We start from the raw sequence: 25,607 nt of genomic DNA, 5'->3' as shown, positions 1-25,607 counted from the left end.
TATATTTTATCTTAATATTATCTTCTAAAATATCTATATTCTAAATATAGACGAACTTTATTTTTAACATTGTCTTTTTTTAAGAACAATGTTTTTGAACCTGGCTGGAGATCGAACAAAGAAAAGAGGATTAAAAAAAGACGCAGCAAAATGCCGCGCCTTTTCAGACTTTCGTCGATCTGTTTTGTTTTACTTCTGAGGGCCAGCTGCAACCAGAGCCTTGCCAGCCTCATTGCCTTCGTATTTTGCGAAGTTCTTAATGAATCTGCCAGCCAGGTCCTGCGCCTTTGCATCCCACTCTGCTGCATCTGCATAGGTATCTCTTGGATCCAGGATTTTGGGATCTACGCCGGGAAGCTCAGTAGGTACTTCAAAGTTGAAGTATGGGATGGTCTTGGTAGGAGCATTCTTGATATCACCGTTTAAGATAGCGTCAATGATGCCGCGGGTATCCTTAATAGAGATACGCTTTCCGGTACCATTCCATCCGGTATTTACAAGATAAGCCTTTGCGCCGCTCTTTTCCATTCTCTTAACCAGCTCTTCTGCATACTTGGTAGGATGCAGCTCTAAGAATGCCTGGCCAAAGCATGCAGAGAAGGTAGGAGTCGGCTCGGTGATGCCGCGCTCTGTACCTGCAAGTTTTGCTGTAAAGCCGGACAGGAAGTAATACTGTGTCTGCTCAGGAGTAAGAACAGATACTGGAGGCAGCACGCCGAATGCATCTGCGGACAGGAAAATTACATTCTTCGCTGCCGGAGCAGAGGAAACGGGACGTACAATATTCTCAATATGGTTGATCGGATAAGATACACGGGTATTCTCGGTTACGCTGTCATCTGCGAAATCGATCTTGCCCTCTGCATCCAGAGTAACGTTTTCAAGCAGAGCATCACGGCGAATGGCATTATAAATGTCCGGCTCAGACTCTTTGTCCAGGTTGATAACCTTGGCATAGCAGCCACCCTCAAAGTTAAATACGCCGTTGTCATCCCAGCCATGCTCGTCATCACCGATCAAAAGACGCTTAGGATCGGTAGACAGAGTGGTCTTTCCGGTACCGGACAGGCCGAAGAAGATAGCGGTGTTCTCGCCGTTCATATCTGTATTTGCGGAGCAGTGCATGGAAGCGATGCCTTTCAGAGGCAGGTAGTAGTTCATCATGGAGAACATACCCTTCTTCATCTCACCGCCGTACCAGGTGTTGATGATAACCTGCTCACGGCTGGTAATGTTGAACATAGCAGCTGTCTCAGAATTTAAGCCCAGCTCCTTATAGTTCTCTACCTTTGCCTTGGAAGCATTGTAAACAACGAAATCAGGCTCAAAGTTCTCTAATTCCTCAGCAGTTGGCTGAATAAACATATTAGTAACAAAGTGTGCCTGCCAAGCTACTTCTACGATGAAGCGGATTGCCATGCGGGTATCCTTGTTTGCGCCGCAGAATGCATCTACAACGTAAAGCTTCTTATTGGACAGCTCCTTTAACGCAATCTCCTTGCAGGCCTTCCATGCTTCCTCAGATGCAGGATGATTGTCATTCTTGTACTCATCAGAAGTCCACCATACAGTATCTTTGGAGTTCTCATCTACCACGATGAATTTGTCTTTTGGAGAACGGCCGGTGTAGATACCAGTCATAACGTTAACTGCGCCTAATTCACTGACCTGTCCTTTCTCGTAACCTTCCAGCTCGGGTCTGGTTTCTTCTTCAAATAACAGCTCATAAGAAGGATTGTGTACGATCTCAGTTGTTCCGGTAATGCCATACTTGCTTAAATTGATCTCTGCCATACTACATTAACCTCTTTTCTTTCCTGTGATATGATGTGAAATGATGTAAATGTGAATGTCTGGTTTATAAAACCAAATTCAAGTCTATTATCTCACTTTATTGTTAAAAAGTCAACAATTCCATTTTAACAAAATTCTAATTTTTACAGAAAATGGTACAGATATGACAAATACCGGCCCCCTGGACAATGTCCAAACGGCCGGTACCTTATTCTAGTGAATGAGACAGTACACTAGTCTTCTTTAATTTTTACAATTACCTTCTTAATAGGGGCAGGTTCACCGTCTGCTGCCTTTGGCTTGTGTGCATCCCATGGATGGAAGATCATGTACTGACCTGCCTTTACAACTGCCTGAAGGCCGGGAACCGTGTTCTCATAAAACGTTACATCTTTATCCGGATTGTAAGGAGTCTTTACCTCCATCTCATGTGTCGGAGCATAGGTCATAACCTCACTCCCCTCGATCACATACTGGATATCGGTGTAATGCTCGTGAGACTCATACTTTGCCTCTTCCCACGGAATCGTAGTGTAGGAGGTCACATTGGCATATACATTGGTTCCGTCGATCTCATGCTTTCCAGCCTCTAATGCTGCCAGATCCGTGTTCATAAGAAAATCAACGGCCTTTGCGTATCTTCCCTCAATTCCCAGATTGCGGTAAAAATTCAAATTTTTCTTTTCATCAAAAATCATGATTCCAGTCTCCTTTGCCTTCTGTATTGGACAGTTTCCCGTCACTTCACAGTATACGCCAAAGGATGCGGAAACTCAACCCTTTTTGAGTCTTTTCTATGGGCGGTTATCTGAAAAATTCATGACCGTCATGTGCAAAGAGATAGGTAAGACTGGAATCAAACCAGGAAGCCTGTTTTCCCGAAGCCCTGCGGTTCATAAAGTAAATAGCCCCGTTTGAGTAATCCTCTCCATCCAGGGCGCGGTCTACGCAGCGGATGGTATCCGGCGTCACCTTTACGGTGTTGATCCTGCCATTTGATACGGGCTGGAACTGGTTTCTCTGGTATACAACCCCTTTTACCGTATTGGGGAACCGCTTGGAAAGGACACGGTTAATGATCACATCTGCCACCAGAATCTTCCCCTTATCATCACAGATGCCTGCTTCGGCCTGTACAATACGCAGCAGGATCTGGTAATCCTCGTCTGAAATCCGGATCCGTCTGGCGGCCCGCCGCTCCTCCTCAGCCTTTCTTCTGGCTTCCTCTTCTTCCTTCTCTTTTAAAATCTGCTTCTGCAGCGCCTCAATCTCTGTCTGGGCTGCTGCCTCTCTTCTCTGTTTCTCCCGGACATCCTGTTCCAGCAGCGCGCCTGCCAGATGCTGGCCTTCACTGTCTGTATTTAAAAGTCCAAATTGTATTTTTGCTTCCGTAACAAAGCTGCTTCCTCCAGATACCACTTCCTCTTCCGGTTCTTCCGGCTCCTCTGCGCTTTCCTGGATCCTGGGCGCAGCCATGGCATTTCTACCGCTTCCGCCAAATCCGTTTGCACCGAAGGTTACAATGGCAATGACTACAGCCCCTGCCATCACAACAGAAGAAGTGCGGTACTGTTCTTTTTTGACCTTAACTGCAAGCGCCTTTACAAAGAGAACGACCGACTGAAGGAATGAATGCAATGTAAGCATACATACTCCTCTTTTCTTTCCTGGGATCTGTCTGATCCCATGTGTCAACAAGTTGCTTTTCATCAGATCCAAAATAAGGTTTATTCCCCACTTTTGACCTGTTTTGCTGGGATGTACGGGTATTATATGGGATTTGGTTCTACCCGTCAACAGAGGTTTTACAATTTTGTTACATTTTTTTTGCATCAGGAAATAATTTCCGATTATATTGTGCTTATTGTATACTTTTTCTTGATATCATCCTGTTTTTTGAACGAAATATAGATTTTATTTTTACGTTTTTATTACATTATTGTTAATATTTAATTTTGTTATTTTATTAACAATACAATTTCAACCCTTTATGCCACCTGTTTTGCGGCTTTTTTCCGTTTTTTTCCTTCTGTACTTCACGATTTACCCTTTTACATTTTCTGTCGAAATATGGGATTAACCCCCACTTTTAATAGTTTTGTAATAAAAAAGTTTCTGTCCGATAATTCTATTGCGAAACAGAAACTCTCTTTTATCATGATTCTTTTTTATTTAATCTCAGGTCATAAGCAATCAGCTCTGAAACTATTTCATCACATATTTCGGAAACAGATTTTCCATCTGTTGCTACTGTGATATCCGCTGCCTCTTCATACAAAGCTCTGCGTTTTTCTAAAAGCTGTGAAATAAACTCTACATTCATATTATTATTCAGGATCGGACGTTCTGTACTGTTTTTCACCCGCTCATAAACAGTATTGGGCGTTGCAGTTAAAAACACAACCCGCCCATTTTTCTTCATATGATCCTTATTATCTTCCCGGACTACAATACCTCCTCCACAGGAAACGATCGTCTGTTTACGCTTTTGGAGTTCAATCAGCACATTGCTTTCCAGATTACGAAAATATGTTTCACCATATTCCTCAAAAATATCTGTGATGGCCATTCCTCTCTGCTCCACGATCAGCTGATCCATTTCAACGTAATTCATTTCCAGCTGTTTTTTTAATTCTCTAGCCACAGTGCTTTTCCCTGCGCCCATAAAGCCAATAAGGAAAATATTATAATTAAACAGAGCTTTAGCCTGAATCCTTCGGCTGTTCTTCACAATGTATTTGAAGATATCCAGTATCTCCTCCTCAAAGGGATTATCTCCCAGCTTACGCTTCAGGTTATCCTCCTGCTTTTTTTCCTGCTCCGGCTGCAGGATCGGAATTCCCTTTTCCTTCTTATATTCAATAATATCCTGAATACATCTCATTCTGGCAACCAGCTGCTCAATGATATTGTCATCACACTGTCCAATTTTATCACATATTTCTTCAATTCTGTCCATTGCACTCTCCTCTGTCTTCTTCGTCACACGAATTATTTTTGAATGCAATTATATCAGCAGAACCTAAAAAGCGCAATGATTTTATCGATTTAACGCGCTATTTTCTCTTTATTTGGCATAAAAGGCAGGAAATTAATCACAATTCCAGAACAGATCAGTACAGCGCCTGCTACAAACTGCCATGTAATAATCTCATGAAGAAGCACCACCCCAAGTACTGCTGATACCAACGGCTGTAAAGGGTAAAACATAGAACAGGTACTTGCACTCAGCTGCTGAAGGCTCTTATTCCAAAAGGTGTGTGCTACCGCAGTTCCAACTACTGCAACAAACAGGCAGGCCAGCAATGCTTTTTCTGTAGGATGGCTTCTGAAAATGAACATATTCTCAAATACTGCTGCCGGTACGTTTAGAATCAGTGCAATGGCCATACCGTAAAGAGCGGTCTGAACCGGATCATAATATTCGGAGATTCTGCGAATGGATACAGAAGCTGCTGACCAGAGAATTACAGAGCCTGCGGAAAACAGGATTCCCATGATGTCAGCCTGCAGCTCTCCCGTTCCTAAAATAACATATACGCCTGCAAGAGATATAACAATGCCGATCGCATTTTTCCATGTGATCCTTTCCTTTAAAAATATCGCCGCCATAACAGAAATCGCAACGGGATTCAAAGAATTCATCAGGGAAGAAAGCGATCCTGACAATCTGGCGGTTCCGGCAAGCTGCAGTATAATTGCTGCAAAATATCCCAAGCCTCCCAGAATCATCAAATACGGCCAGTGCTCTTTCTGAACTTTTTTATGACATCCTTTTAACTTTAAAATACCATACAGACAGATCAGAGCTATTCCATACCGGCAAAAAGAAACTGTTACCGGCCCCATAACCTCCAAAGCATACTTGCTCACAACATAAATACTTCCCCAGCAAAAAAAGGTAATCAACAAATACAGATACCCTACATTACGCTTCATGTTCCCTGTTCCTTCTTTCTGTTATCAGTAGCTTTGCTTTGGTGAATTTCTACAAAAAAACAGCTGCTGCAGTTTCTCTTCTGCACAACTGTCTTTTATTATTTTATGGGCGGTTCATTATACCGCAAAATATTTTTCCATTATTTCCTTAACCGGCATTTCCTTACCTGTATAAAGTTTAAATGCCTCTGCCCCCTGCCATAAAAGCATCCCAATTCCCGGAATCACTTTACACCCTGCCGCCGCAGCATCTGACAGGAGTCTGGTTTCTCTCGGATTATAAACTACATCTGACACAGTCAGATCACTGCGAAAAACTTCAGGATTTTCAATCAGGCTCTCCTGATCCATAGGCTTCATTCCCACCCGGGTGGCATTGGTGAAAATATGACTGTCTTCTATTTCATGATAAAATAAATCCCTGTCTTCCAAATCATACAGATTCACCCGGCATCCTGAAACATGCCTGCGGATCTTTTCTACCGTAGCCTCTGCATTTGCAAAAAAAGTGTCCTTTCGTGCAAATATAGAAATCTCACTCATCCCTTCTAAAGCAGATGTAATCTCAATGGCAGTAGCCGCTCCACCGGAACCGGCAATCGTCATTTTCTTTCCCCTTATTTCAAAGCCATGCTCCCGGCAGTTTCTGACCCAGCCCAAACCGTCCGTGTTATGGCCAATTAGTTTGCCATTTTCATTTACTACCGTATTTACCGCTCCGATAAGCTGTGCTGCTTTTGAAAGCTCATCGCAGCAGGAAAGCGCTGCCGTCTTTCCCGGCATAGTAATATTAAAGCCCTTTACGTTTAATAACCGAAGCGCATTAATAGCCTTTGATGTATCTTCTTCTTTTATATCAAAAGCCAAATACACATAATCCAGCCCCAATTTTTGAAAACTGTAATTATACATAGCCGGCGATCCCGAATGCCCGACAGGGCTTCCTATCAGGCACAGCATTTGCGTATGTCCGCTAATTTCCATAACTCATTTCCTCCCTGTCTTAATTTTGGTCTATTTTACCCCAATCTCATAGAATATGCAAGTGCATTATTTCTTTATCAAATTTAAAAAACAGGGTTATTCAAAACAAGGCCTTTTCCTTCTTATGGCTTTATTGAAAAATCCCTGGACCGTCCAAAGATGATTCATGAATTTACCCGCTGTTTGACGCTTGCCGCTCCCCCAAAAAATGATGAAAACCCCACGTCTTTCATTGAAATCCCCTTTCTTTTTTCAGCCTTCTTTTTTTCTCAAAGACTGTTTAACTCTGCCTCCGTACTGCTGGGATACCTCTGGCTGTTCTGGCTGATTTTCTGCGTATATTACACTGCCGTAAAATTAAGCCTCCACAGCCTGCGCGGAAACCAGTTTTCCTGCTATCTCTCCTTTGTAATCCTGTCCGTTTCTGCCTACGGATTCTTTCTGGTAAACTATTTTGCCGTCCCTTATCTTCAAAAAGCAGTCGGAAGCTATGCGCTGGGTCTCATCGGCACTACCGGGCTGTATTCTCTCCTGCTTCTTGGAGCGATCCTTTTTTTCCGTCCGCGTTTTTTTAAACCGATCGAACAGTTAATACAGCTTGGAAAGAAATATCCCGCTATCGAACCCTACTATTTTCTCTTTTCCGCCTTAATCCTTGTGTTCTGTACGATGATCTTTTTACCTTTTTCCATCCTGTCCTCCCAGAACCCGCTGGTTTTTCTTTTATTTCCGGCTCTGTGCATCTTATTATCCGCCATGACATAAAAAATATTTTCTTCACTATGGGAAATTTTGTAAATGAAAGCGAAAACCAGGAGATGAAAGATTTTTTCTGGGGAAAAATCTTTCCCTGCTCCCAGGATACCATCCGCCAAAGCGAACTGCTGTCATCCATCTGCCAGCTGCCCTCCGAACCTCTGTAGGCCTTCTTCGTTTTAAAAACTTCTCAGGCTTTGCAGCAAAAATGTTCCATTTCCCTGCACATTCAGGTTCTCCCTAAAACCTGGCAGACCGGTATGGATCTGATCGATCTAACCCATATTCTGGGAATCCTGATTGATAATGCAATTGAAGAGGTTCTTCTGGTTCCCGATGGCATCATCGAAGTCCGCATTACAGGAAATGCCTGCGGCTGCTCCTATACAATCCGAAATTCCGTTACCCCGCGTACAATCCAGCAGGGCATCCATGCCGGAATCAGCACCAAAGGAGAGGGACGCGGAAAAGGGCTTTCCACTGTCCGTGAACTTTTAAGCCCTTATCACAATGCCACCCTGAATTCCTGCCTTCAGGGGGATATCTTTATCCAGAGCCTTACCCTGTCATGGCAGGATCCTCTGTCCTGAACCCTCAGAAAATGTCCTGAACTCAATCTATAATCCTGTTTTTACGACACCGCACACGCCATTTAAGCCAAATCCCACACGGATTTGGCTTTTTATGTTATGATCCGTCAGACGAAAGGAGACGCGATCTATGAAACGACTTATCTGGAAACCATTTTTCCATCTGCTGCTTCAGGCCAGACTTCCCTGGTTTTATATCCTGGTCTATACGCTTCTGTCTATGGCAGCAAGCCAGCTGTATCTGCTTTTTCCCTCCTATACCCGGCAGATCATGAACGGCAGCCTGAATCCGGCGCTTATTTGTACAGTAATTGCCGTTGTTTCAGGACAGGCATGTATTACCTCTGTCAGCCAGTTTATTTTAGCAGCTGCAAGTGCAAAGGTTTCTCTGCGCCTGCGCGAGCTTATCTGGAGACAAATCCTCCGCCTTCCTGTTCCTTTTTTTGACGCACAGCCCTCAAAGGATCTGATCAGCCGCGTAACCCAGGACACCGCAAGGCTCAGTGACCTGGCTGTTTCTTTTCCCGGAAATGTGCTGTCCTCCCTCTACACGTTTTTCGGTTCCTTTGTGCTCCTCTTTTCCTATCACTGGAAGCTTGCTGCGCTGGAAGCCGTTATGATCCCCCTTCTGTATGCTCTCGGCGTATGGCAGGGAAAAATCCAGTTTTCATGGAATGAAAGGATTCAGGGAAAAAACGCCGGGCTTACCGGTCATCTGTCCGAAATCCTGTCCAATCTGCCTCTGGTAAAAGAATTTTGTGCAGAAGAATGGGAAAAGAAACGGGGAAACCACTGGATTCATCAGTTGTTTCAGGTAAATATTTCCAATTCTCTTATCACTAATCTTCTGCTCCAGTTAAAAAACCTTGCTTCACTGCTCCATACAACTGCCATGATCGAGCTGGGACTGTGGATGATCTCCCATAATGAAATCACCCTTGATATCTGGGTTGCATTTTATCTCTACTCCCAGAACCTTTTAAACTCATTTTCCAGAATCATGAGCATCTGGGGAACCGTTAAATCCAGTCAGGGAGCAGTCCGCCGGATCACAGAGCTTATGGCAGAACAGACGGAACCTGATGATCCCTGCACCGGTTCAGACGGGATGAAAGGAGATATCCTGTTTGAAAATGTATCCTTTTCCTACGAAAATCAGCCTGTACTGAAAAATCTTACCTTTACAGCCCCGGAGGGGAAAACAACGGCCCTCGTCGGTCCAAGCGGGGCCGGTAAAACTACTTTTTTTCAGCTTTTGGAACGCTTCTATTCTCCGGATCAGGGAAGTATCCGCATGGGTAAGACAGATATTTTTAAACTCCCTCTGGTGCAGTGGCGGCGTATGATCGGCTACGGGCCCCAGAGCCCCTATCTTTTTTCCGGAACGATCCGCGAAAATATCCTTTATGGGATTCACCGGCCTGTAACTGAACAAGAGCTTTTACAGGCCATAGAGGATTCCCAGTGCAGTGATTTTATACGTGCCATGCCCCACGGCCTTATGACCCGGATCGGAGAAGGCGGCAGCGGGCTCTCCGGAGGGCAGCGCCAGCGTATCTCTCTTGCGCGGCTGTTTCTCCAAAACCCCAAAATCCTTCTTTTGGATGAGGTGACTGCGAACCTTGATCCGGAATCAGAATACAGGGTGGAACAGGCCCTTGCCCGTCTCAGAAAAGGACGGACCACATTCGTCATCGCCCACAGAACGTCCGCTGTAAAGGACGTTGATGAAATCATTCTCTTAAATAGCCGGTCCTTTAACACACCGGTTCCAGAAAGGAGTTTATGATGATACAAAAGAAACTGCAGGCCTGGAGGCCATTTTTTCATCTTCTGTCTGTTTCCGGTATTCCGTGGATCTGGTATCTGGCAGACGTTCTATTCGGACTTGTGATTTCCATGCTTACCGTCTGCCTCCCCCAGATAACCGGCGCCATTATGCAGGGGGAAATCTTTGACAAAGGACTGATTGCAGATTATGCCGGGATTACGCTCTTTTCCATGCTGCTCAGTTTTCTTTCCACCCTCTTTGGCTCATGGATCGGCTTTCACACCGATCAGGTTCTCCGAAAAACCCTGTGGAATCATTTTTTGTACTTTCCCATGTCCGTGTACCAGGCCTGCAGGCCCTCCCCCCTGATCAGCCACATCACACAGGATACCTCCGGGATCAGCTACGGCATTTCCAGCTGCATTGGTGTGGTTGTGCCGTGGCTGATTCTGGTATCCCTTGTAACTGGCCGATTTGCTTTTCGGTTCTCCGCCGGAGAACGGCAAAGACAGGCTCTTGCAAGGGCGCTGGTCCGGGATCCCCAGTGACTTGTGTCATCGTCACCCATGATATGAATCTGGCCCGGACAGCCGGACATATTATCGTTCTGGACCGGGGCACTGTCTGCGGAGAGGGGACCCACGATACGCTCTATGAATCCTGCAGCGTATACCGGAATCTCTATGACAAAGCCATTTCCTAAAAAGTAAACCAGCAGGACGTCTCTATCGATATCCCGCTGGTTTACTTATTTTTAAATTGCCTCAATCATATTTCGCTCTAAAAAGTAATGGTAAATTCCGTCCTCCTCAACCGACAGGCAGCTTTCATCTGCGCTGTCCTTTACCTCTGTACAGGAATTTCCCATCGCTACACCAATCCCCACTGCCCTCAGCATCTCGATGTCATTCTTCCCGTCTCCGAACGCTATGGATTTCTCCCTTGAAATCCCATAGTAATCCAATACATCCATTACGGCAATTCCCTTTCCGCTGTTTGACGGAATAATATCCGCCGCTCTGTCCCACCAGGAAGTGATCTGTGCACGTTTGGTTCCTTCAAGAATTTCCTCGTATTCATCCTTTGTGCAGCTGCACATAATCTGATAAATGTCTTCCCTGGAAATGTCATTGAATTTTTCGGAAATTATCATTTCTTCATTTCCGAATGCAAAGTACTGTTCCAGATCCGGATCGGTTCCATTTGTGACCACCACAGCTTCATTGCTGATTGCAATTGCCCGTTTCTTCTTATTTAGATTGCCTATAATACAGTTTACATCCTCTCTTGTAAGAGGCTCTTTGCGGATCACTTCCTCCCGATTTCTGACATAAGAGCCGTTAAATGACAGAATAACATCAAATTCAATTCCTTCAAAGCGCGGTATAAACGGGTAGCTTCTTCCCGTTGCCATACATAAAAGAATCCCCTGCTTCTGTAACTGTTTTAACGCGGATCTTACCGGTTCTGACAGATCATTGTGCCTGAACCGGAGCAGTGTTCCGTCTATATCAAAAAATGCAATTTTAATCATAATAACTCCTTCTTTTCCCTATAACAAAAGACCGGAGCTCTCGCCCGGCCTTCTGCCTATACGTTTCTCAATACATCCGTAATTTTTACTCCTGCTCCAGAATCACCTTAGCAGGACACTTTTCTGCACATTTGCCGCAATTAGTACACTTGTCATAGTCAATCACAGCCAGATTGTTGTCCATATGGATGGCATCTGACTCACACTGTCTGGTACACAGGGTACAGCCGATACAGCCGGCCTGGCAGGCTGCCTTTACATCCTTGCCCTTGTCGTGGCTGCTGCACTGTACCAGATGCTTTGCGCTGTAAGGCACAAGCTGGATCAGTCCCTTTGGACAGGCAGCCACACATTTACCGCAGGCCACACATTTTTCCTTGTCAACCACTGCCACGCCGTCAATCACGTGGATGGCATCAAACTGACAGGCCTTTACACAGGAGCCAAATCCCATACAGCCGTAGCTGCAGGCCTTGGGGCTGCCTCCGGGAACAACGGTGGCTTTGGCGCAGTCCTCGATTCCTGTATAGGTGTACAGGGTTTTTGCCTTATCGCAGGTTCCCTTGCAGCGTACAAAGGCTACCTTCTTATCTGCAGCCCCTGCGTCTACACCCAGGATGGAAGCGATCTTCTCTCCTACGGGAGCGCCGCCTACGGGACAGGCATTTGCGGGAGCCTGACCGTTTGCAATGGCCTTTGCCAGAGCATCACAGCCTGCGAAGCCGCAGCCGCCGCAGTTGTTGCCTGGAAGCTCCTCCCGGATCGCCAGCTCTTTTTCATCCACTTCAACCTTGAACTTCTCGCCAAAGAGGCCCAGGCCGATACCAACTACAATACCTACCACCGCAATGACAGCGGCAGCCATAACAATTGCCATAATATTCATCTTCGTCTCCTCCTTCTACAGCAGTCCGGAAAATCCGAAAAATGCGATAGCCATCAGTCCTGCTGTTACAAGGACAATGGGAGATCCCTGGAAGTTATATGGGATATCATTTCCCTCAATACGCTCACGGATACCGGCTAACAGCACGATGGCTACGGTATATCCAAATGCGGTTGCAACACCATTTACCACACTCTCAATGATGGTGTAGTCATTCTGCACATTGGTTAAAGCCACGCCCAGTACGGCGCAGTTTGTGGTAATCAGAGGCAGGAACACACCCAGAGCGTTATACAGGGATACCATGCATTTCTTTAAGAACATTTCCACGATCTGCACCAGGGCTGCGATTACCAGAATAAACACAATGGTTTTTAAGTAATCAAGGCCCAGAGGCTGCAGGATCAGCTTATACAGCAGGCTGGCAGCAATGGATGCGATGGTGATAACGAAGATAACCGCACCTCCCATACCGGCTGCTGTCTCTACCTTCTTGGAAACACCGACGAAGGAACAGATGCCAAGGAACTGGCTTAACACCACGTTGCTGACGAACGCGGAGCTGACGGCAATTACAAGTAATTCTTTCATCTACTCTTTCCTCCTATTCTTCCGTCTTCTCTTTGCAGGAAGCGCAGTCGCCGCTGCAGCCCTTGCGTTTCTTCTTATCCTTTACAGAGCCGTTGGTAGCACATGGCAGCTTTAACTTATTCTGAAGTGCTGTCAGGCAGGCCAGAACAAAGAAGGCGCCGGGAGCCAGGATAAAGATAGCAGCAGGCTCATAGGAAGCAGGCATTACCTGGATGCCGAAAACCGTTCCGGCCCCTAAAAGCTCTCTTGCTCCGCCGATAAGGATCAGCGCGATGGTAAAGCCAAGACCCATTCCAAGACCGTCAAAGGCAGAAATGAGGGGCTTGTTCTTCATTGCAAAGGCCTCTGCACGGCCCAGGATGATACAGTTTACAACAATCAGGGGAATATAGATTCCCAGAGCACTGTAAAGGGAAGGGGTAAAGCCTTCCATCAGCATATCTACAATGGTAACCAGAGAAGCTACCACTACGATCTCGCCTGGAAGCCGCACACGGGCGGGAATAATATTTCTCAGGGCGGAGATCACAATATTTGCCGCAACCAGAACCGCCGTGGTGGAAAGTCCCATACCCGCACCGTTGGTAGCGGAGGTGGTTACTGCTAACGTAGGACAAAGGCCCAGCATCTGGATTAAGATGGGGTTTTCCTTCCATACGCCGTTATAAATTCGTTCCGTATATTTATTCATCTCTTACGCCTCCTACTCTCCGATGCAGTTTTCTACAAAATAGATGGCCGCATTTGCCGCTCCGGTTACTGCATTGGATGTATAAGTTGCGCCGCTGATGGCCTGAATCTGGTTGTCAGCCGAAGGCGCTGTTTTTGTTACCTCCAGAGTCTGGGCTGCCTTTCCTGTAAACTGGCCCTTAAACTCCGGCTCTGAAGCCTTCATGCCAAGACCAGGAGTCTCGCTGATGCTTAAAAAGCCGATACCTGTCAGCGTTCCCTCCGCAGTAATGCCTGCCGAGATCTGCACCAGGCCATTGTAACCGTCATTGGAGCTTGCGGTAATCAGGTAGCCAAGCAGAGTTCCGTCCTCAGCCAGAGCCTCCTGGGCTGCGTCAATGGATACGTTTCCAAAGCCCTGCTCTGCAATCTGGGCTGCTCCGGCCTCTACTGCTGCCTTTAACTCATCGGTCTGTTCAAAGGAAGCCGCCTCAGGAAATACCTCCTTGTAGGTAGCTGTATTGGCTGCCAGCTGGGCCTTTGCGATAGGCTCTAAGGTCACCTCGTGGACTGCACCCAGACAGGCGCCTGCTACCAGTGTGATGACAAAGAGAAGAAATGCATCTTTCATAATTCCTTTCATGCCTTTTTAGCCTCCTTTCCGAATGCTTTTGGAAGGGTCACGCGCTCGATCATGGGCACGAAAAGGTTGCATAGGATGATAGCGTAGGAAACGCCCTCAGGAGAAGCGCCCCACAGACGGAAGATACCGGTTAAAAGTCCCAGCATGATTCCGAATACGATCTGTCCCATAGGTGTAATGGGGCTGGTAACATAATCGGTCGCCATAAAGAACGCTCCGAAGATCAGACCGCCGCCGCATACCTGGGCAAGCACATAATTGGCGTCAAGGCCGCCAAAGATAAATACAAATACAGCCAGGGTAGCTATGTATGTCACAGGAATCTTCCAGCTGATGACTTTCTTTACGATCAGGTAGATGCCGCCGATCAAAAGTGCGATCACAGAAACCTCACCGATGGTTCCGGGAATCCGTCCTACAACCATAGCGGCCAGATCCACGCTTCCCCCTGCCCGCATGGAGGCTAAAGGAGTGGCTCCTGAGACGCTGTCAAAGCCCAGCTTTGCGGATGAGAAATTATTCATATGGCCCGCAAAGGAGATCAGGAGAAAGCATCTTGCTGCCAGAGCCGGGTTCATGAAGTTCTGTCCCAGGCCGCCGTACAGCTGCTTTACTACGACGATCGCAAAAATACCGCCGATCACAGGAATCCAAACCGGAATCTCCGGAGGCATATTCAGCGCCAGGATCATACCCGTTACCAGGGCGCTGCCGTCCATAATGGTAATGGGACGGTGCATCAGCTTCTCATATACATATTCGCTTGCAATACAGGCAGCTACAGTTGCCAGTATCACAAACAGCGCATGAAAGCCAAAGTTGTATACGCCAAAGGCTGCCGCGGGAAGCATGGCGATGGCCACGTCCAGCATCAGGCTCTGTGTATCCACGCTGCATCTCACATGAGGAGATGAAGATACATTTAATAATTTATTCATGACTTTTGTACCCTCCTACCCTTTCTTCCTGCGGTTTGCCGCAACGGTCTTTCTCATTTCCTTAAAGGCCTGAGTCAGAGGACGTCTGGCCGGACAGATATAGGTGCAGCTTCCGCACTCCATACACTCCATGCCGTTGACCTTCTCAAAACGCTCACAGTCATTTCTCAAAGCTGCCTGCATCATCATCACAGGAACAATGCGGCTTGGACATACGCTTACGCAGCGGCCGCAGCGGATGCAGGCCGTAGGCTCCAGGGCAGATACCTGATCCTTTGTAAAACAGGTCAGCGCAGAGGAAGTTTTGCTTACAGGGATATCCACGGTAAAGAGTGCCTGTCCCATCATGGGACCTCCGGAAATAATCTTCTCCGGCTCCTCCTTAAAGCCGCCTGCAGCCTCGATGAGCTCCTGATAATTGGTTCCCAGCTTTACATTGAAGTTGCAGGGCGTATTGACCGCATCGCCGGTAATGGTGATGATCTTGCGCATCAGAGGCGTGCTCTTGCATACCGCCATATAAATAGAAATAACTGTATCTACATTATCTACAATGCAGCCTGCATCGGCAGGAAGCATAGAGGAATTTACCTTTCTTCCGGTTACTGCATAGATAATGGAACGCTCACCGCCCTGAGGATACTTGGTAAGCAGAGGACATACGGTAATCCTTGGCTCATCCTTTACAAGCTCTTCCAGCTTTTTAATGGCCTCCGGCTTATTGTTCTCCACCGCGATCACGCCTTTGGCATTGTCAAAGAGCTGAAGGATGACCTTTAAGCCTCCTACTAACTTCTCCGGCTCCTCTACCATCAGACGGTAGTCGCTGGTCAGATAAGGCTCGCACTCCGCTCCGTTTACAATGACGTAATCAATGGCGTTCTCGTCCTTTGGGGTAAGCTTTACATGAGTCGGGAAGCCTGCGCCGCCCAGTCCCACGATGCCTGCTTCCTTGACAATGGAACGGATCTCTTCTTTTGACAGTGTCCCCGGATTTCTGTTCTCTCCCAGCCCCTCTACCGTCTCATAGGCTCCGTCATTTTCAACGATCACAGACGGAACCATAGCGCCGTTGGCCGTCCGTCTCGGCTCGATGGCCTTTACTGTACCGGACACGGAGCAGATTACATTTGCAGAAATAAATCCGCCTGCCTCTCCGATCTTCTGCCCCGCTAAAACCCGGTCGCCTTTTGCAACCAGCGGTTTTGCAGGAGCACCTATGTGCTGAGACATAGGATAAACCAGTTCGCCCTTTGGAAGCAGGACCTGAATCGGTTTGCTTTCAGACAGTTCTTTTCCTTCATACGGATGGATACCGCCTTTAAAAGTCGCCAGACCCATAGATTTTTCCCTTCTTTCTTGTACATTTTCTCTTTTTTGTGAATCTTTCACATTTTTTATAGATCTTTCACAGCCTTATCAGTATAGCATAAATAAAGCGTGTATACAATATGTAAACCAATCGTTAAATTTTTAATTATTTTGTTTATTTTTTATCAATTAAGCATTGTTTTCTAATTTGTTCACTTTAATCCAAAAAATGCAGCAGAACTATTTCGCTCTGCTGCATTCCAATCTACGGCTGTGACATCTTTCGTCTCAGATATTTAACGGATAAAGCTGGTGCGCTTTTTCTCCGGTTCCGCCTCAGGAACCGTAATTCCAGCCTTTCTTCCGGCCTCAATGCACTTTAAAAGCCAGGCCATATTCCGGCCAAGGGTACGCATGATCTGCATCCCTTCCTCGTCCTGAACGGTTTCCTCTGCACTTCTTCCATGGACCATGTTCCAATACTGGGATGAAACCACCGGCATCTGATTAAAGGTAAAATATTTATTTAACTGATCCAGAGTTGCTGTGGTTCCTGCTCTTCTGGCGGAGGCGATGGCCGCTCCCGGCTTATGAGCTGCAGCGCTTCCGCCGCAGTAGAAGAAACGGTCTAAAAAGGAGGTTATGGCTCCGCTGGCAGATGCATAATGAACCGGAGAGCCAACGATCAGACCGTCGCATTCCTTCATCTTAGCGACTGCCGTATTTACCAGATCCTCATCATGGACACATTTTCCCAGTGTGCCGCAGGCTCCGCAGCCCATGCAGCCCCATACCTGCTGTCCGCCAATGTGAAGAATTTCAGACTCAATTCCTTCCTTTTCCAGTTCCTTTGCAATCTCACACAGCGCTCTCCATGTGCATCCCTCTTTGTGCGGGCTTCCGTTTAACATCAATACTTTCATATTCTATATCCTCCTGCTTGATTTTTTATTTTCTTCTTAAACAGAATCTTCTGATATCTCTCCGATACAGTCCAAAAGCTCTTTTGCGGTAAGATCAGACAGGGAAATCCCTTCCCCTGTGACAATCTGATCTGCCAGCGCTCTCTTTGCCTCCTGAAGGTTTAAAATATTTTCCTCAATGGTATCTTTGGTAATCAGACGGTAAACTGTGACCTGTTTTTCCTGGCCAATGCGGTGAGCCCTGTCTGTGGCCTGGTTCTGGGCGGCCACATTCCACCAGGGATCATAATGGATCACAATATCCGCTGCTGTAAGGTTTAACCCCGTTCCTCCTGCCTTGAGGCTGATGAGAAAAACAGGAACATTCTCCTTTGAAAACCGCTCCACCAGCTTTAATCGCTCTTCCTTCGGCACGGCTCCTGTTAAACAGATACTCTCAATCCCTTCTTTTTCCAGCCGGCGGCTGATCCGCTCCAGCATAGAGGTAAACTGAGAAAAAAGAAGGATTTTATGTTCTCCCTCTGTTCCCCGCCGGATCAGATCCATACAGGTTTCCAGCTTAGCTGAACCGGATCTCCATCCCTCCAGGCACAATCCGGGATCGCAGCAGATCTGCCGCAGGCGCATAAGACCGGAAAGGATCTGAAGCTTTGCCCCATTTCCCGGCATATCCTGAGAAAATGTACGTTTCAGTTCCAGGGCTTTAGCCACATAAAGCATCCTCTGCTCTCCCTCCAGATGGGAATATACCACCTGCTCGATCTTATCAGGAAGCTCTTTTAATACATCCTTTTTCACACGGCGCAGCACAAAGGGACCAATCAGCCGCTTCAGCTTCAAAAGCGCCTCCTGATCCTGATCTCTTAAAACCGCCACCTCATACTCTTTATGAAAAACCGACGGACCAAATAAAAAGCCTGGCATCAGGTAATCAAAAATGCTCCACAGCTCTCCCAGCCTGTTTTCCACCGGCGTCCCCGTAAGCGCAAACCGTGACTGTGCGCTGACTGCCTTTATCGCACGAGCGCTCTGTGTGGCTGCATTTTTAATATACTGGGCCTCGTCAATAATCTGAAATCGGAAACGGATGTCCTGATAAAGAGAAATATCCCGTTTTAAAAGATCGTAGGATGTGATCAGGATCTGGCAGAACGAAGGATTTTCCCTTACAGACTGCAGCAGTTCCCCTCTGGCCGTACTGGAGCCGGCCAAAGACCAGACGCGCCGTTTCGGAGCAAACCTCCTGATCTCACATTCCCAATTATATACCAGAGAAGCCGGACAGACAATAAGGCTGGGAAGCGTCTCCCCCCGGCTGTAGGCATCCTCCAAAAGAGCAATGGTCTGAAGCGTTTTTCCAAGCCCCATATCATCCGCTAAAATCCCGCCAAACCCGTACTGATCCAGAGTTTTCATCCAGCGATATCCTGTTTTCTGGTATTCTCTCAGCACACCTTCCAAAGCCTCAGGGAGCGGATCTGAGCTGTCTTCTACAGAACGGATCCCCCGGATCACAGCCTTAAACAACCGGTCTCTGTAAAGCGCCACTCCTGACCCCTCTTTTAAAAGATGATCCACATACAAAGCCCGATAGGACGGGAGCCGGATCTGTCCTGCTTCCAGTTCTTTTTTCGTTATGCCAAGTTCCTTTGCCAGGCGCATCACTGTATAGATGCCCCCTTCTCCCAGCTCTAAAAACTGTCCTGTTTTTAAACGGTAATACTTCTTTTTCTGGCTGTAGGCCTCCAGGATTTTTGTCAGTTCCTTCACAGAAAACTCTTCCGGATCCACCGTAAGCTCCAGCCACCCGGCTGCCAGACGTACCTCTGCTTTTATCCCTGGTGTTCGGATCACTCTCCAGTTTTTCATATTTTCTGCCAGATAAACCTCTCCCAGAGCCTTAAATTCATCCATCCCGGTACCCAGCAGACGATACAGGGCATCCTCATCCTTGCGGATCACCAAACGTCCGTCTGTGCTGCTTTTGCATTTAAAATACGTTCCAATGACCTGGCTGATCTTAAATTCCCCCGGTACATCCCGACAGACCGTTCTGGGAAGCGCTTCATCTTCTATGGGATGAAACCTGTATTCTCCATAAGACAGATATGGCTCCATATAGAGCGTTCCATCTTCTCCTGCTTCAAAGTAAAACTCTGCCTTTAACGGTTCCGGCTCATACTGGTCTAATTCCACTTCCTCCAGACGGATCCGGCTGTATCCTTGGATCCGTTTTAATACTCGCTGCTGAAAAAGAGGAATATCCTTATCTGCTATCAGGATCTGGCTTTCTCTGTCTGTGCGGATCTGTTCCAGGAAAATCGCTGCCGAACGTGAAAATGCTTCACCGCAGCAATACAGACGCTTTCCGGCTGCAAGATATAAATGACGGCTTCCTCCAAAAACTGCCTGCACTGCCTGAGGGGTTTCCTGTTCACCATCCTGTTCCAGAACCCCCTCCAAACGTACCCGAATACCATCTCTCCCGTACCGGCTTACCAGAACCGCCAGTTCCGGCTCTGAGCATTCCAGAGAAAATATCCCTCCGCTGCCCTGAGGCAGGCGAACCTCCAGCCCTTTTTCTCCTGATGTATTTTTTAATAAAATCTCAAAAAACCGATCCCGGTCCAGTCTGCCTAAAGTCACGCGTCTGAGAGCCTTCTGATGCTCCATAAGCTCCAGGATCAGATCCACGAGCAGCCTCGATACCGGTTCAAAGACCGTTCTTTGATGATGGAAGGCCAGCTCCTTTCCATAGGATACGTAAGCTCCCCCCTCTAGGGCTGTACAGAAGGCCGGAAGATCTCTCAATGCATACATACGCTCTCTTCCGATCTTAAATTCCGCCTGTATATCCCGGCCTTCCAGAAACAACACTGGTTCGATGCGTACCTGGGAGCCCTCCTCTTCTTCCAGAATATCCGCTACTGCACGGTTTGTATACTCCCGGATCATGGCATGAGCCTGAAAAGAAGTACGGATCGGAAGCTTCAGGGCTTCCTTTTTATATTTCTTATAATATGCAAAAAGGGCCTCCCCATGGGCGCAGATGCCCCTGTAAGAATTCCCTTCTGCACAGGTACAGGAATAATCCCTTACCTGGTCATTTTTAAGATACAGTTGAACCTTATAAGTATGGGCCTGGTCTTCTACCAGGCCCTTTACACCAGCCTCTCCTTTCCAAAAGCTGCTGGTTTCCATTTTTTCAATCTTCATTGACATGAAATCCATCCTGCCTTTACAGGCTCTGGTTTACATCCGCTCCGGCGCTTCGATCCCCAGAAGGCCGATACAAGTCTCAAGCACCCGCTTAGTAAGGGTGATCAGGCCGATGTAGCTGTCCTTTCTGGCCTCATCTTCCTCAGAGAGGATCTTGGTATCGTGGTAAAAACTGTTAAATGCATTAGCAGTCTCATAGACATACTGGCAGATCTTGTGCGGAGCTGTTTCTGCAAAGCTGTTTTCCAGTACCTCGCTGTATTTTGCCAGCTGAAGCATAAGGGCCTTTTCAGAAGCTCCTGCTGCCGGAAGGATCTTTTTCTCAGCGGCCAGCTCGCTGACACTTCCTCCATTTTCCTTGTATTTTCCAAGAATGGACTTAATACGCACAATGGTATAAAGGATGTAGGGACCTGTATTTCCTTCAAAGGAAATAAACCGATCCATATCAAATATATAATCCTTAGAAGCCTGATTGGACAGATCGCCATACTTTAACGCAGCAAGGCCCACTACCTTTGCAGTCTCCCTTGCCTCCTCTTCTGATACAGTACGGTTTTCCATGATGCGGTTAAATACAGCCTCATCAATATCTGAGATCAGCTTTTCCAGACGCATCACGCCGCCTTCTCTTGTTTTAAAAGGCTTTCCGTCCTTGCCGTTCATGGTGCCGAAGCCCAAAAAGATCATCTTTGTATCCGGCTTTACGATTTCTGCCTTTCTGGACACCCGGAATACCTGCTCAAAATGCATAGCCTGGCGCTTATCTACTACATAAATATAGCGATCTGGTTTAAAATCCTGTTCCCTCTCAACGATCGTGGCAAGATCAGAGGTAGCATAAAGGGAAGCTCCGTCTGATTTACGGATCAGACAGGGAGGAATCTCCTTAGTATCGCCCTCTTGGGCCACATCCACAACCAGGGCGCCCTGGCTTTCATAGGCCAGTCCTTTGTCAATGAGCATCTGCACCATATGGTCAATATATGGCTCTGCGTCGCTTTCGCCCTTCCAGAGATCGAAATCTACATTTAAATTAGAGTAATTCTTCTTAAGGTCTGCCACAGATACAGCCAGAATGTGATCCCAGATGGCTCTGAAGGGCTTATATCCCTTCTGAAGCTTTAAGGTCGCCTGATGAGCTCTCTCCTTAAACGCTTCATCCACCTTTGATTTGGCGCTGGCTGCCGGATAAATCTCCTCCAGCTCACTGATGGTAAAGGGAGCCTCTGTGGGATACTCACCCGTATAGGATTCATCAAAGTATACCAGTTCCGGTTTTCTGTCCCTTAATTCTTCGATGATCAGACCCATCTGCAGTCCCCAGTCGCCCAGATGAACATCACCGATCATCTCATATCCCATAAAACGGCCCATGCGCTTGATGCTCTCTCCGATAATAGCAGAACGCAGATGGCCCACATGAAGGGGCTTTGCCACATTGGCGCCGCCGTAATCCACGATGATCGTTTCCTTCTTTTCAGGTTCTTCCAGTCCCAGCTTGTCCGCCTCTGCCATACCCTTCATATAATCTGCCAGAAACGCCTCTGACAGCTTCAGATTGATAAAACCAGGCATCACAGCCACTGCTTCGCCAAACATGGGCTGCTCCCTTTCTGCTGTCAATTTTTCCACTACCGCATTTGCAATATCAATCGGCTTGGTTTTATACGCCTTGGCTGCTGCCATGGCTCCGTTGCACTGGTACTCGCACAGATCCGGCCGGTTGGACAAAACCACCTTGGCAAATTTATCCTCATAGCCGCAGGCTGTAAAGGCCGCCTTAAGCTTCTGCTCCATCAGATCCAGAATTTTCTTCACTCCACGTTTCTCCTTTTCTGCACTTCTTATAGATGCAAAACTGCCCCGGCAGTGAAGCCGGAGCAATCCTACATTTTCTCACATACAAATGAATTATACACGGGACAGATACTCGCCGGTTCTTGTATCGATCTTGATCCTGTCGCCGATCTCTACGAACAGCGGTACGCTTACAACAGCGCCGGTCTCTACAGTTGCAGGCTTGCTTGCACCGGTTGCTGTATCGCCCTTAAAGCCCGGCTCTGTATCTGTGATCTCCAGCTCTACAAAAAGAGGAGGCTCTACAGAGAATACGTTGCCGTTGTAGGAGCAGACCTTGCAGATCTCGTTTTCCTTAACGAACTTTAACGCATCGCCGATCAGATCCTGGTTTAATGCCAGCTGCTCGTAGTTCTCTGTGTTCATAAAGTTGTACAGATCGCCGTCTGCATACAGATACTGCATATCTACACGGTCAATTCTTGCTGCCGGGAATTTCTCAGTTGGACGGAAGGTGCGCTCAACCACACCGCCGTTGATCACATTTTTTAACTTGGTACGTACGAAAGCAGCGCCCTTGCCTGGTTTAACGTGCTGGAACTCAAGGATCTGCACTACCTGTCCTTCGATCTCCAGTGTAATTCCATTTCTAAAATCGCCTGCTGATATCATAAAGATATTCCTCCTTAACGTTCTTTGTACAGGACGCTTTTCTCTCCAGCGCCCGCCAGGGCATGACCTGCCTTTGGCGGTCCCCTGTATATCTAATCTTTTATATTTTATACTATGTGTCCATGTTTTTCAAGTTCTTTTTACGGCTTTTTCTGTAAAAATAAAGCACAGGCCGTTCCAGATACCGTTTGAGCACGATCTGTATCTCCTCTTTAGGGTCAATGGGCTTTACAAGAATGCTTTTAAGTCCTGCCCGGTTTGCTCCATATACGTCCGTAAACAGCTGGTCTCCCACAAAGAGAGTTTCCTTCGGCCCTGTCCCCATACAGGCCATGGCATTTTTATACCCTCTCTTTGAGGGCTTTCCTCCCTTATGGATATAAGGACTTTTCACCTGCGACGCAAAAGGCTTTACTCTGGCTTCTTTATTATTAGAAAGAAGACAGGTTTTAAATCCCAGCTTTTTTAAATGTTCAAACAAAGCAATGGCTCTCTCATCGGCAGGTGCGCCATGAGGCACCAGCGTATTGTCAATATCAAAGATCACGCCCTTAATCCCCCTGTCCTTCCAGGTTTCAAAGGGGATATCATATGTGGAGTCCCAAATTTCCTGAGGGTAAAATGGTTCAAACATAATCCTTTTGCCTTTCTCCTATTTTTTGAGAAGTTTTCCCAGCTCCTCCATAAAGGTGCTCACGTCCTTAAACTCTCTGTACACGGAAGCAAAACGCACATATGCAACCTCGTCCACCTGCTTAAGCTTTTCCATAACCAGTTCACCGATCACCGCAGTAGATATCTCTCTCTCCTCCCGATTAAAAATCTGATTCTCAATCTCATCGATCATAACTCCGATCTGCTGGGGAGATACGGGGCGCTTATGGCAGGAGTGGATGATACCGGCTTCAATCTTGGAGCGGTCATATGCCTCTCTGGTATTATCCTTTTTAATCACCATAAGGGGCATGGTTTCCAGTTTTTCATAGGTTGTAAAACGCTTCCCGCAGCGCTCGCACTGGCGGCGTCTGCGGATGGAACTGTTATCGTCTGCGGGACGGGAATCAATTACTTTCGTATCTGCTTCATTACAATAGGGGCATTTCATATGGCTTGCACTTCCCTTCTTTATATAAAATGATGACAATTTATGTCTTTATTTGCATTTATTTTAACCGAAACACTTCTCAAGTGCAAGAACTTTGTAACCAGACCAATGAAAATCATTGGATGGATCGGAATTTTTTTGCTATAATAAAAAAACAAACTATACTGCAGTGAAAGGCGGATCAAAATGAATTGTGTATATGTAAGAAATCTGCGTCTGGGAGAAGGCACTCCCAAGGTCTGTATTCCTCTTGTGGGAGCTTCGGATGAAGCTCTTTTTGAGGAGATCAAAGCGCTCTCTTCCTATCCGGCGGATCTGGTGGAATGGCGGACAGACTACATGAATGATATTTTTAATGAAGGGCGGCTGACTGGTCTTCTTCCCCGTCTCAGAAAACATTTGGGAAATACGCCTCTTATTTTCACCTTCCGTACCACAAAAGAAGGCGGACAGCGCCAGGCCTCGCCTCAGCAATATAAAACACTGGCTATGGAGGCAATCGCCTCCGGCTGTATCGATCTGATCGATATCGAACTTTTCTCTGATCCGGACAGCATTACAGAGCTTACAGCTCTTGCAAAAGAAAAAGGAGTAAAAACCATTTTTTCCAGTCATGACTTTTACTCCACCCCCTCCTGCGGAGAACTCCTGTCACGGCTGCGTCACATGGAAAAACTGGGAGCCGATATTGCAAAAATCGCCGTGATGCCCCGGTGTCCGGAAGATGTGCTTACGCTGCTTACAGCTACCGTTACAGCCCGACGCCAGCTCACCTGTCCTGTAGTCACCATGGCCATGGCGGGAACAGGGCTCATCAGCCGTGTCTGGGGGGAAATCTTTGGCTCCTGTCTTACTTTTGGTCTGGCAGGACAGGCATCCGCTCCCGGACAGATCGATGCCAGAGAGCTAAAATGTGTGCTGGATATTCTTCATAATAATCTGTAGCAGACATAGGGTATTTCTATAATAGTAAATATATTTCATTTTCAGTAATTCCCCTTCCCTTTCAGCAAAAAATGTGTTAGTTTTTAGTCAGTGTTTCCTTACAGAGTGCCGGTTCATCCCCCCCAACAGCTCCGGCACTCCCTTCCAAAGTCAAAAGCCCGCACAAGCTTTTCATACAGCTTTTTCTTATAAAACGACTGCCTGCCAGTGATCCCCCGTCACTGGCAGGCAGTCGTTTAACACTTTACCTTTTCCTCTACATTCTTTTCCTTCACATCCACCAGGATAATATCATTTCCGACCTGGCAGATATCGCAAAAGGGAATGATATACTCCTTTTCCCTCCCCAGAAAACCGCAGATGCATCCGGGCCCCGGAACGATCAAAGCGGTCATGCATCCCGTTTTCATATCAAAATCCACATCTCCTACGAAACCCAGGCGTTTGCAGTCCTTTATATTTATGACCTCTTTCTGTTTGAGATCGCAAATCGTCATTTTTCCCCTCCTGCCTGGCAGTTTTATTTCTTATCCATAT

Annotated in this window: 26 protein-coding genes; 6 read left to right on the top strand and 20 right to left on the bottom strand. The window is 46.9% G+C overall.

What is annotated here, in order from left to right:
* Positions 1-189 precede the first annotated feature (189 nt).
* The 6 genes from pckA to aroE form a co-directional block, all read right to left on the bottom strand.
* The gene (gene pckA / locus BN3656_RS10055) at positions 190-1,794 is read right to left on the bottom strand and encodes a phosphoenolpyruvate carboxykinase (ATP) (RefSeq protein WP_066547460.1); all 1,605 of its coding nucleotides are present in this window, start codon (positions 1,792-1,794) and stop codon (positions 190-192) included.
* Between the two features lie 233 nt (positions 1,795-2,027).
* On the bottom strand, positions 2,028-2,492 hold the full coding sequence (locus BN3656_RS10050; protein ID WP_066547458.1) for a YhcH/YjgK/YiaL family protein: 465 nt from the start codon (positions 2,490-2,492) through the stop codon (positions 2,028-2,030).
* A gap of 106 nt (positions 2,493-2,598) precedes the next feature.
* Entirely contained in the window at positions 2,599-3,441 is an 843-nt protein-coding gene (locus tag BN3656_RS10045) for a cell wall hydrolase (protein ID WP_066547456.1), read from the bottom strand.
* 508 nt (positions 3,442-3,949) lie between these two features.
* Positions 3,950-4,753: a shikimate kinase gene (locus BN3656_RS10040; RefSeq protein ID WP_066547455.1), complete on the bottom strand. Its 804-nt coding sequence runs from the start codon at positions 4,751-4,753 to the stop codon at positions 3,950-3,952.
* Positions 4,754-4,842: 89 nt separating this feature from the next.
* Positions 4,843-5,733 (bottom strand): DMT family transporter, encoded by an 891-nt coding sequence (locus tag BN3656_RS10035; protein ID WP_066547454.1) that lies wholly within the window; start codon positions 5,731-5,733, stop codon positions 4,843-4,845.
* Between the two features lie 117 nt (positions 5,734-5,850).
* Complete coding sequence (gene aroE, locus BN3656_RS10030) at positions 5,851-6,717, bottom strand: shikimate dehydrogenase (RefSeq protein WP_066547453.1); 867 nt, start codon at positions 6,715-6,717, stop codon at positions 5,851-5,853.
* A 159-nt stretch (positions 6,718-6,876) separates the two neighbouring features.
* Between aroE and BN3656_RS10025 the strand changes: the two genes are divergently transcribed.
* From BN3656_RS10025 to BN3656_RS16450, 5 genes are all read left to right on the top strand, one after another.
* Positions 6,877-7,482, top strand: a complete 606-nt coding sequence (locus tag BN3656_RS10025) for a hypothetical protein (RefSeq protein WP_066547448.1) — start codon at positions 6,877-6,879, stop codon at positions 7,480-7,482.
* 251 nt (positions 7,483-7,733) lie between these two features.
* Positions 7,734-8,063: a GHKL domain-containing protein gene (locus BN3656_RS10020; RefSeq protein ID WP_066547446.1), complete on the top strand. Its 330-nt coding sequence runs from the start codon at positions 7,734-7,736 to the stop codon at positions 8,061-8,063.
* A gap of 130 nt (positions 8,064-8,193) precedes the next feature.
* Positions 8,194-9,852 carry an ABC transporter ATP-binding protein gene (locus BN3656_RS10015; protein WP_066547444.1) on the top strand — a complete coding sequence of 553 codons (1,659 nt, stop codon included), beginning with the start codon at positions 8,194-8,196 and terminating at the stop codon, positions 9,850-9,852.
* A complete protein-coding gene (locus BN3656_RS10010; protein WP_066547441.1) occupies positions 9,852-10,382 on the top strand; it encodes an ABC transporter transmembrane domain-containing protein in 531 nt (176 codons plus the stop codon). Before BN3656_RS10015 ends, BN3656_RS10010 begins: the two co-directional genes overlap by 1 nt.
* On the top strand, positions 10,379-10,537 hold the full coding sequence (locus tag BN3656_RS16450; RefSeq protein ID WP_143331346.1) for an ABC transporter ATP-binding protein/permease: 159 nt from the start codon (positions 10,379-10,381) through the stop codon (positions 10,535-10,537). Before BN3656_RS10010 ends, BN3656_RS16450 begins: the two co-directional genes overlap by 4 nt.
* 51 nt (positions 10,538-10,588) lie before the next feature.
* Here the strand turns inward: BN3656_RS16450 and BN3656_RS10005 are convergent, their stop codons facing one another.
* The 13 genes from BN3656_RS10005 to nrdR form a co-directional block, all read right to left on the bottom strand.
* Positions 10,589-11,368: a Cof-type HAD-IIB family hydrolase gene (locus BN3656_RS10005; protein ID WP_066547439.1), complete on the bottom strand. Its 780-nt coding sequence runs from the start codon at positions 11,366-11,368 to the stop codon at positions 10,589-10,591.
* Positions 11,369-11,453: 85 nt separating this feature from the next.
* Positions 11,454-12,254: an RnfABCDGE type electron transport complex subunit B gene (locus BN3656_RS10000; protein WP_066547435.1), complete on the bottom strand. Its 801-nt coding sequence runs from the start codon at positions 12,252-12,254 to the stop codon at positions 11,454-11,456.
* A gap of 15 nt (positions 12,255-12,269) precedes the next feature.
* Positions 12,270-12,845 (bottom strand): RnfABCDGE type electron transport complex subunit A, encoded by a 576-nt coding sequence (locus BN3656_RS09995; RefSeq protein WP_066547432.1) that lies wholly within the window; start codon positions 12,843-12,845, stop codon positions 12,270-12,272.
* A 13-nt stretch (positions 12,846-12,858) separates the two neighbouring features.
* Complete coding sequence (locus BN3656_RS09990) at positions 12,859-13,536, bottom strand: electron transport complex subunit E (RefSeq protein WP_066547428.1); 678 nt, start codon at positions 13,534-13,536, stop codon at positions 12,859-12,861.
* Between the two features lie 12 nt (positions 13,537-13,548).
* Complete coding sequence (locus BN3656_RS09985) at positions 13,549-14,157, bottom strand: FMN-binding protein (protein ID WP_066547425.1); 609 nt, start codon at positions 14,155-14,157, stop codon at positions 13,549-13,551.
* Positions 14,154-15,095 (bottom strand): RnfABCDGE type electron transport complex subunit D, encoded by a 942-nt coding sequence (locus BN3656_RS09980; protein WP_066547423.1) that lies wholly within the window; start codon positions 15,093-15,095, stop codon positions 14,154-14,156. Before BN3656_RS09980 ends, BN3656_RS09985 begins: the two co-directional genes overlap by 4 nt.
* A 15-nt stretch (positions 15,096-15,110) precedes the next feature.
* Positions 15,111-16,436, bottom strand: a complete 1,326-nt coding sequence (gene rsxC, locus BN3656_RS09975; RefSeq protein WP_066547421.1) for an electron transport complex subunit RsxC — start codon at positions 16,434-16,436, stop codon at positions 15,111-15,113.
* A gap of 266 nt (positions 16,437-16,702) precedes the next feature.
* Positions 16,703-17,329 carry a flavodoxin family protein gene (locus tag BN3656_RS09970; protein ID WP_066547418.1) on the bottom strand — a complete coding sequence of 209 codons (627 nt, stop codon included), beginning with the start codon at positions 17,327-17,329 and terminating at the stop codon, positions 16,703-16,705.
* A gap of 36 nt (positions 17,330-17,365) precedes the next feature.
* Positions 17,366-20,545: a DEAD/DEAH box helicase gene (locus tag BN3656_RS09965; protein WP_066550687.1), complete on the bottom strand. Its 3,180-nt coding sequence runs from the start codon at positions 20,543-20,545 to the stop codon at positions 17,366-17,368.
* Positions 20,546-20,581: 36 nt separating this feature from the next.
* Positions 20,582-22,369, bottom strand: a complete 1,788-nt coding sequence (gene argS, locus BN3656_RS09960; RefSeq protein ID WP_066547416.1) for an arginine--tRNA ligase — start codon at positions 22,367-22,369, stop codon at positions 20,582-20,584.
* 93 nt (positions 22,370-22,462) lie between these two features.
* Positions 22,463-23,020, bottom strand: coding sequence for an elongation factor P (gene efp / locus BN3656_RS09955; RefSeq protein WP_066547415.1), 558 nt, complete (start codon positions 23,018-23,020; stop codon positions 22,463-22,465).
* Between the two features lie 112 nt (positions 23,021-23,132).
* Positions 23,133-23,654 carry a YqeG family HAD IIIA-type phosphatase gene (locus BN3656_RS09950; RefSeq protein ID WP_066547412.1) on the bottom strand — a complete coding sequence of 174 codons (522 nt, stop codon included), beginning with the start codon at positions 23,652-23,654 and terminating at the stop codon, positions 23,133-23,135.
* A gap of 18 nt (positions 23,655-23,672) precedes the next feature.
* Positions 23,673-24,125 (bottom strand): transcriptional regulator NrdR, encoded by a 453-nt coding sequence (gene nrdR / locus BN3656_RS09945; RefSeq protein WP_066547409.1) that lies wholly within the window; start codon positions 24,123-24,125, stop codon positions 23,673-23,675.
* Between the two features lie 186 nt (positions 24,126-24,311).
* Here nrdR and aroD point away from each other — a divergent pair, with 186 nt between their 5' ends.
* Positions 24,312-25,070 (top strand): type I 3-dehydroquinate dehydratase, encoded by a 759-nt coding sequence (gene aroD / locus BN3656_RS09940; protein ID WP_066547406.1) that lies wholly within the window; start codon positions 24,312-24,314, stop codon positions 25,068-25,070.
* Positions 25,071-25,306: 236 nt separating this feature from the next.
* Here aroD and BN3656_RS09935 read toward each other — a convergent pair whose 3' ends face one another.
* On the bottom strand, positions 25,307-25,567 hold the full coding sequence (locus BN3656_RS09935; protein WP_066547403.1) for a YlmC/YmxH family sporulation protein: 261 nt from the start codon (positions 25,565-25,567) through the stop codon (positions 25,307-25,309).
* Positions 25,568-25,607 lie beyond the last annotated feature (40 nt).

The organism is Clostridium sp. AT4 (assembly GCF_001517625.2).
Taxonomy (GTDB): domain Bacteria; phylum Bacillota; class Clostridia; order Lachnospirales; family Lachnospiraceae; genus Enterocloster.
Note: the sequence above shows the minus strand (reverse complement) of the source record. Positions and strands in the feature narration are given on the sequence as shown.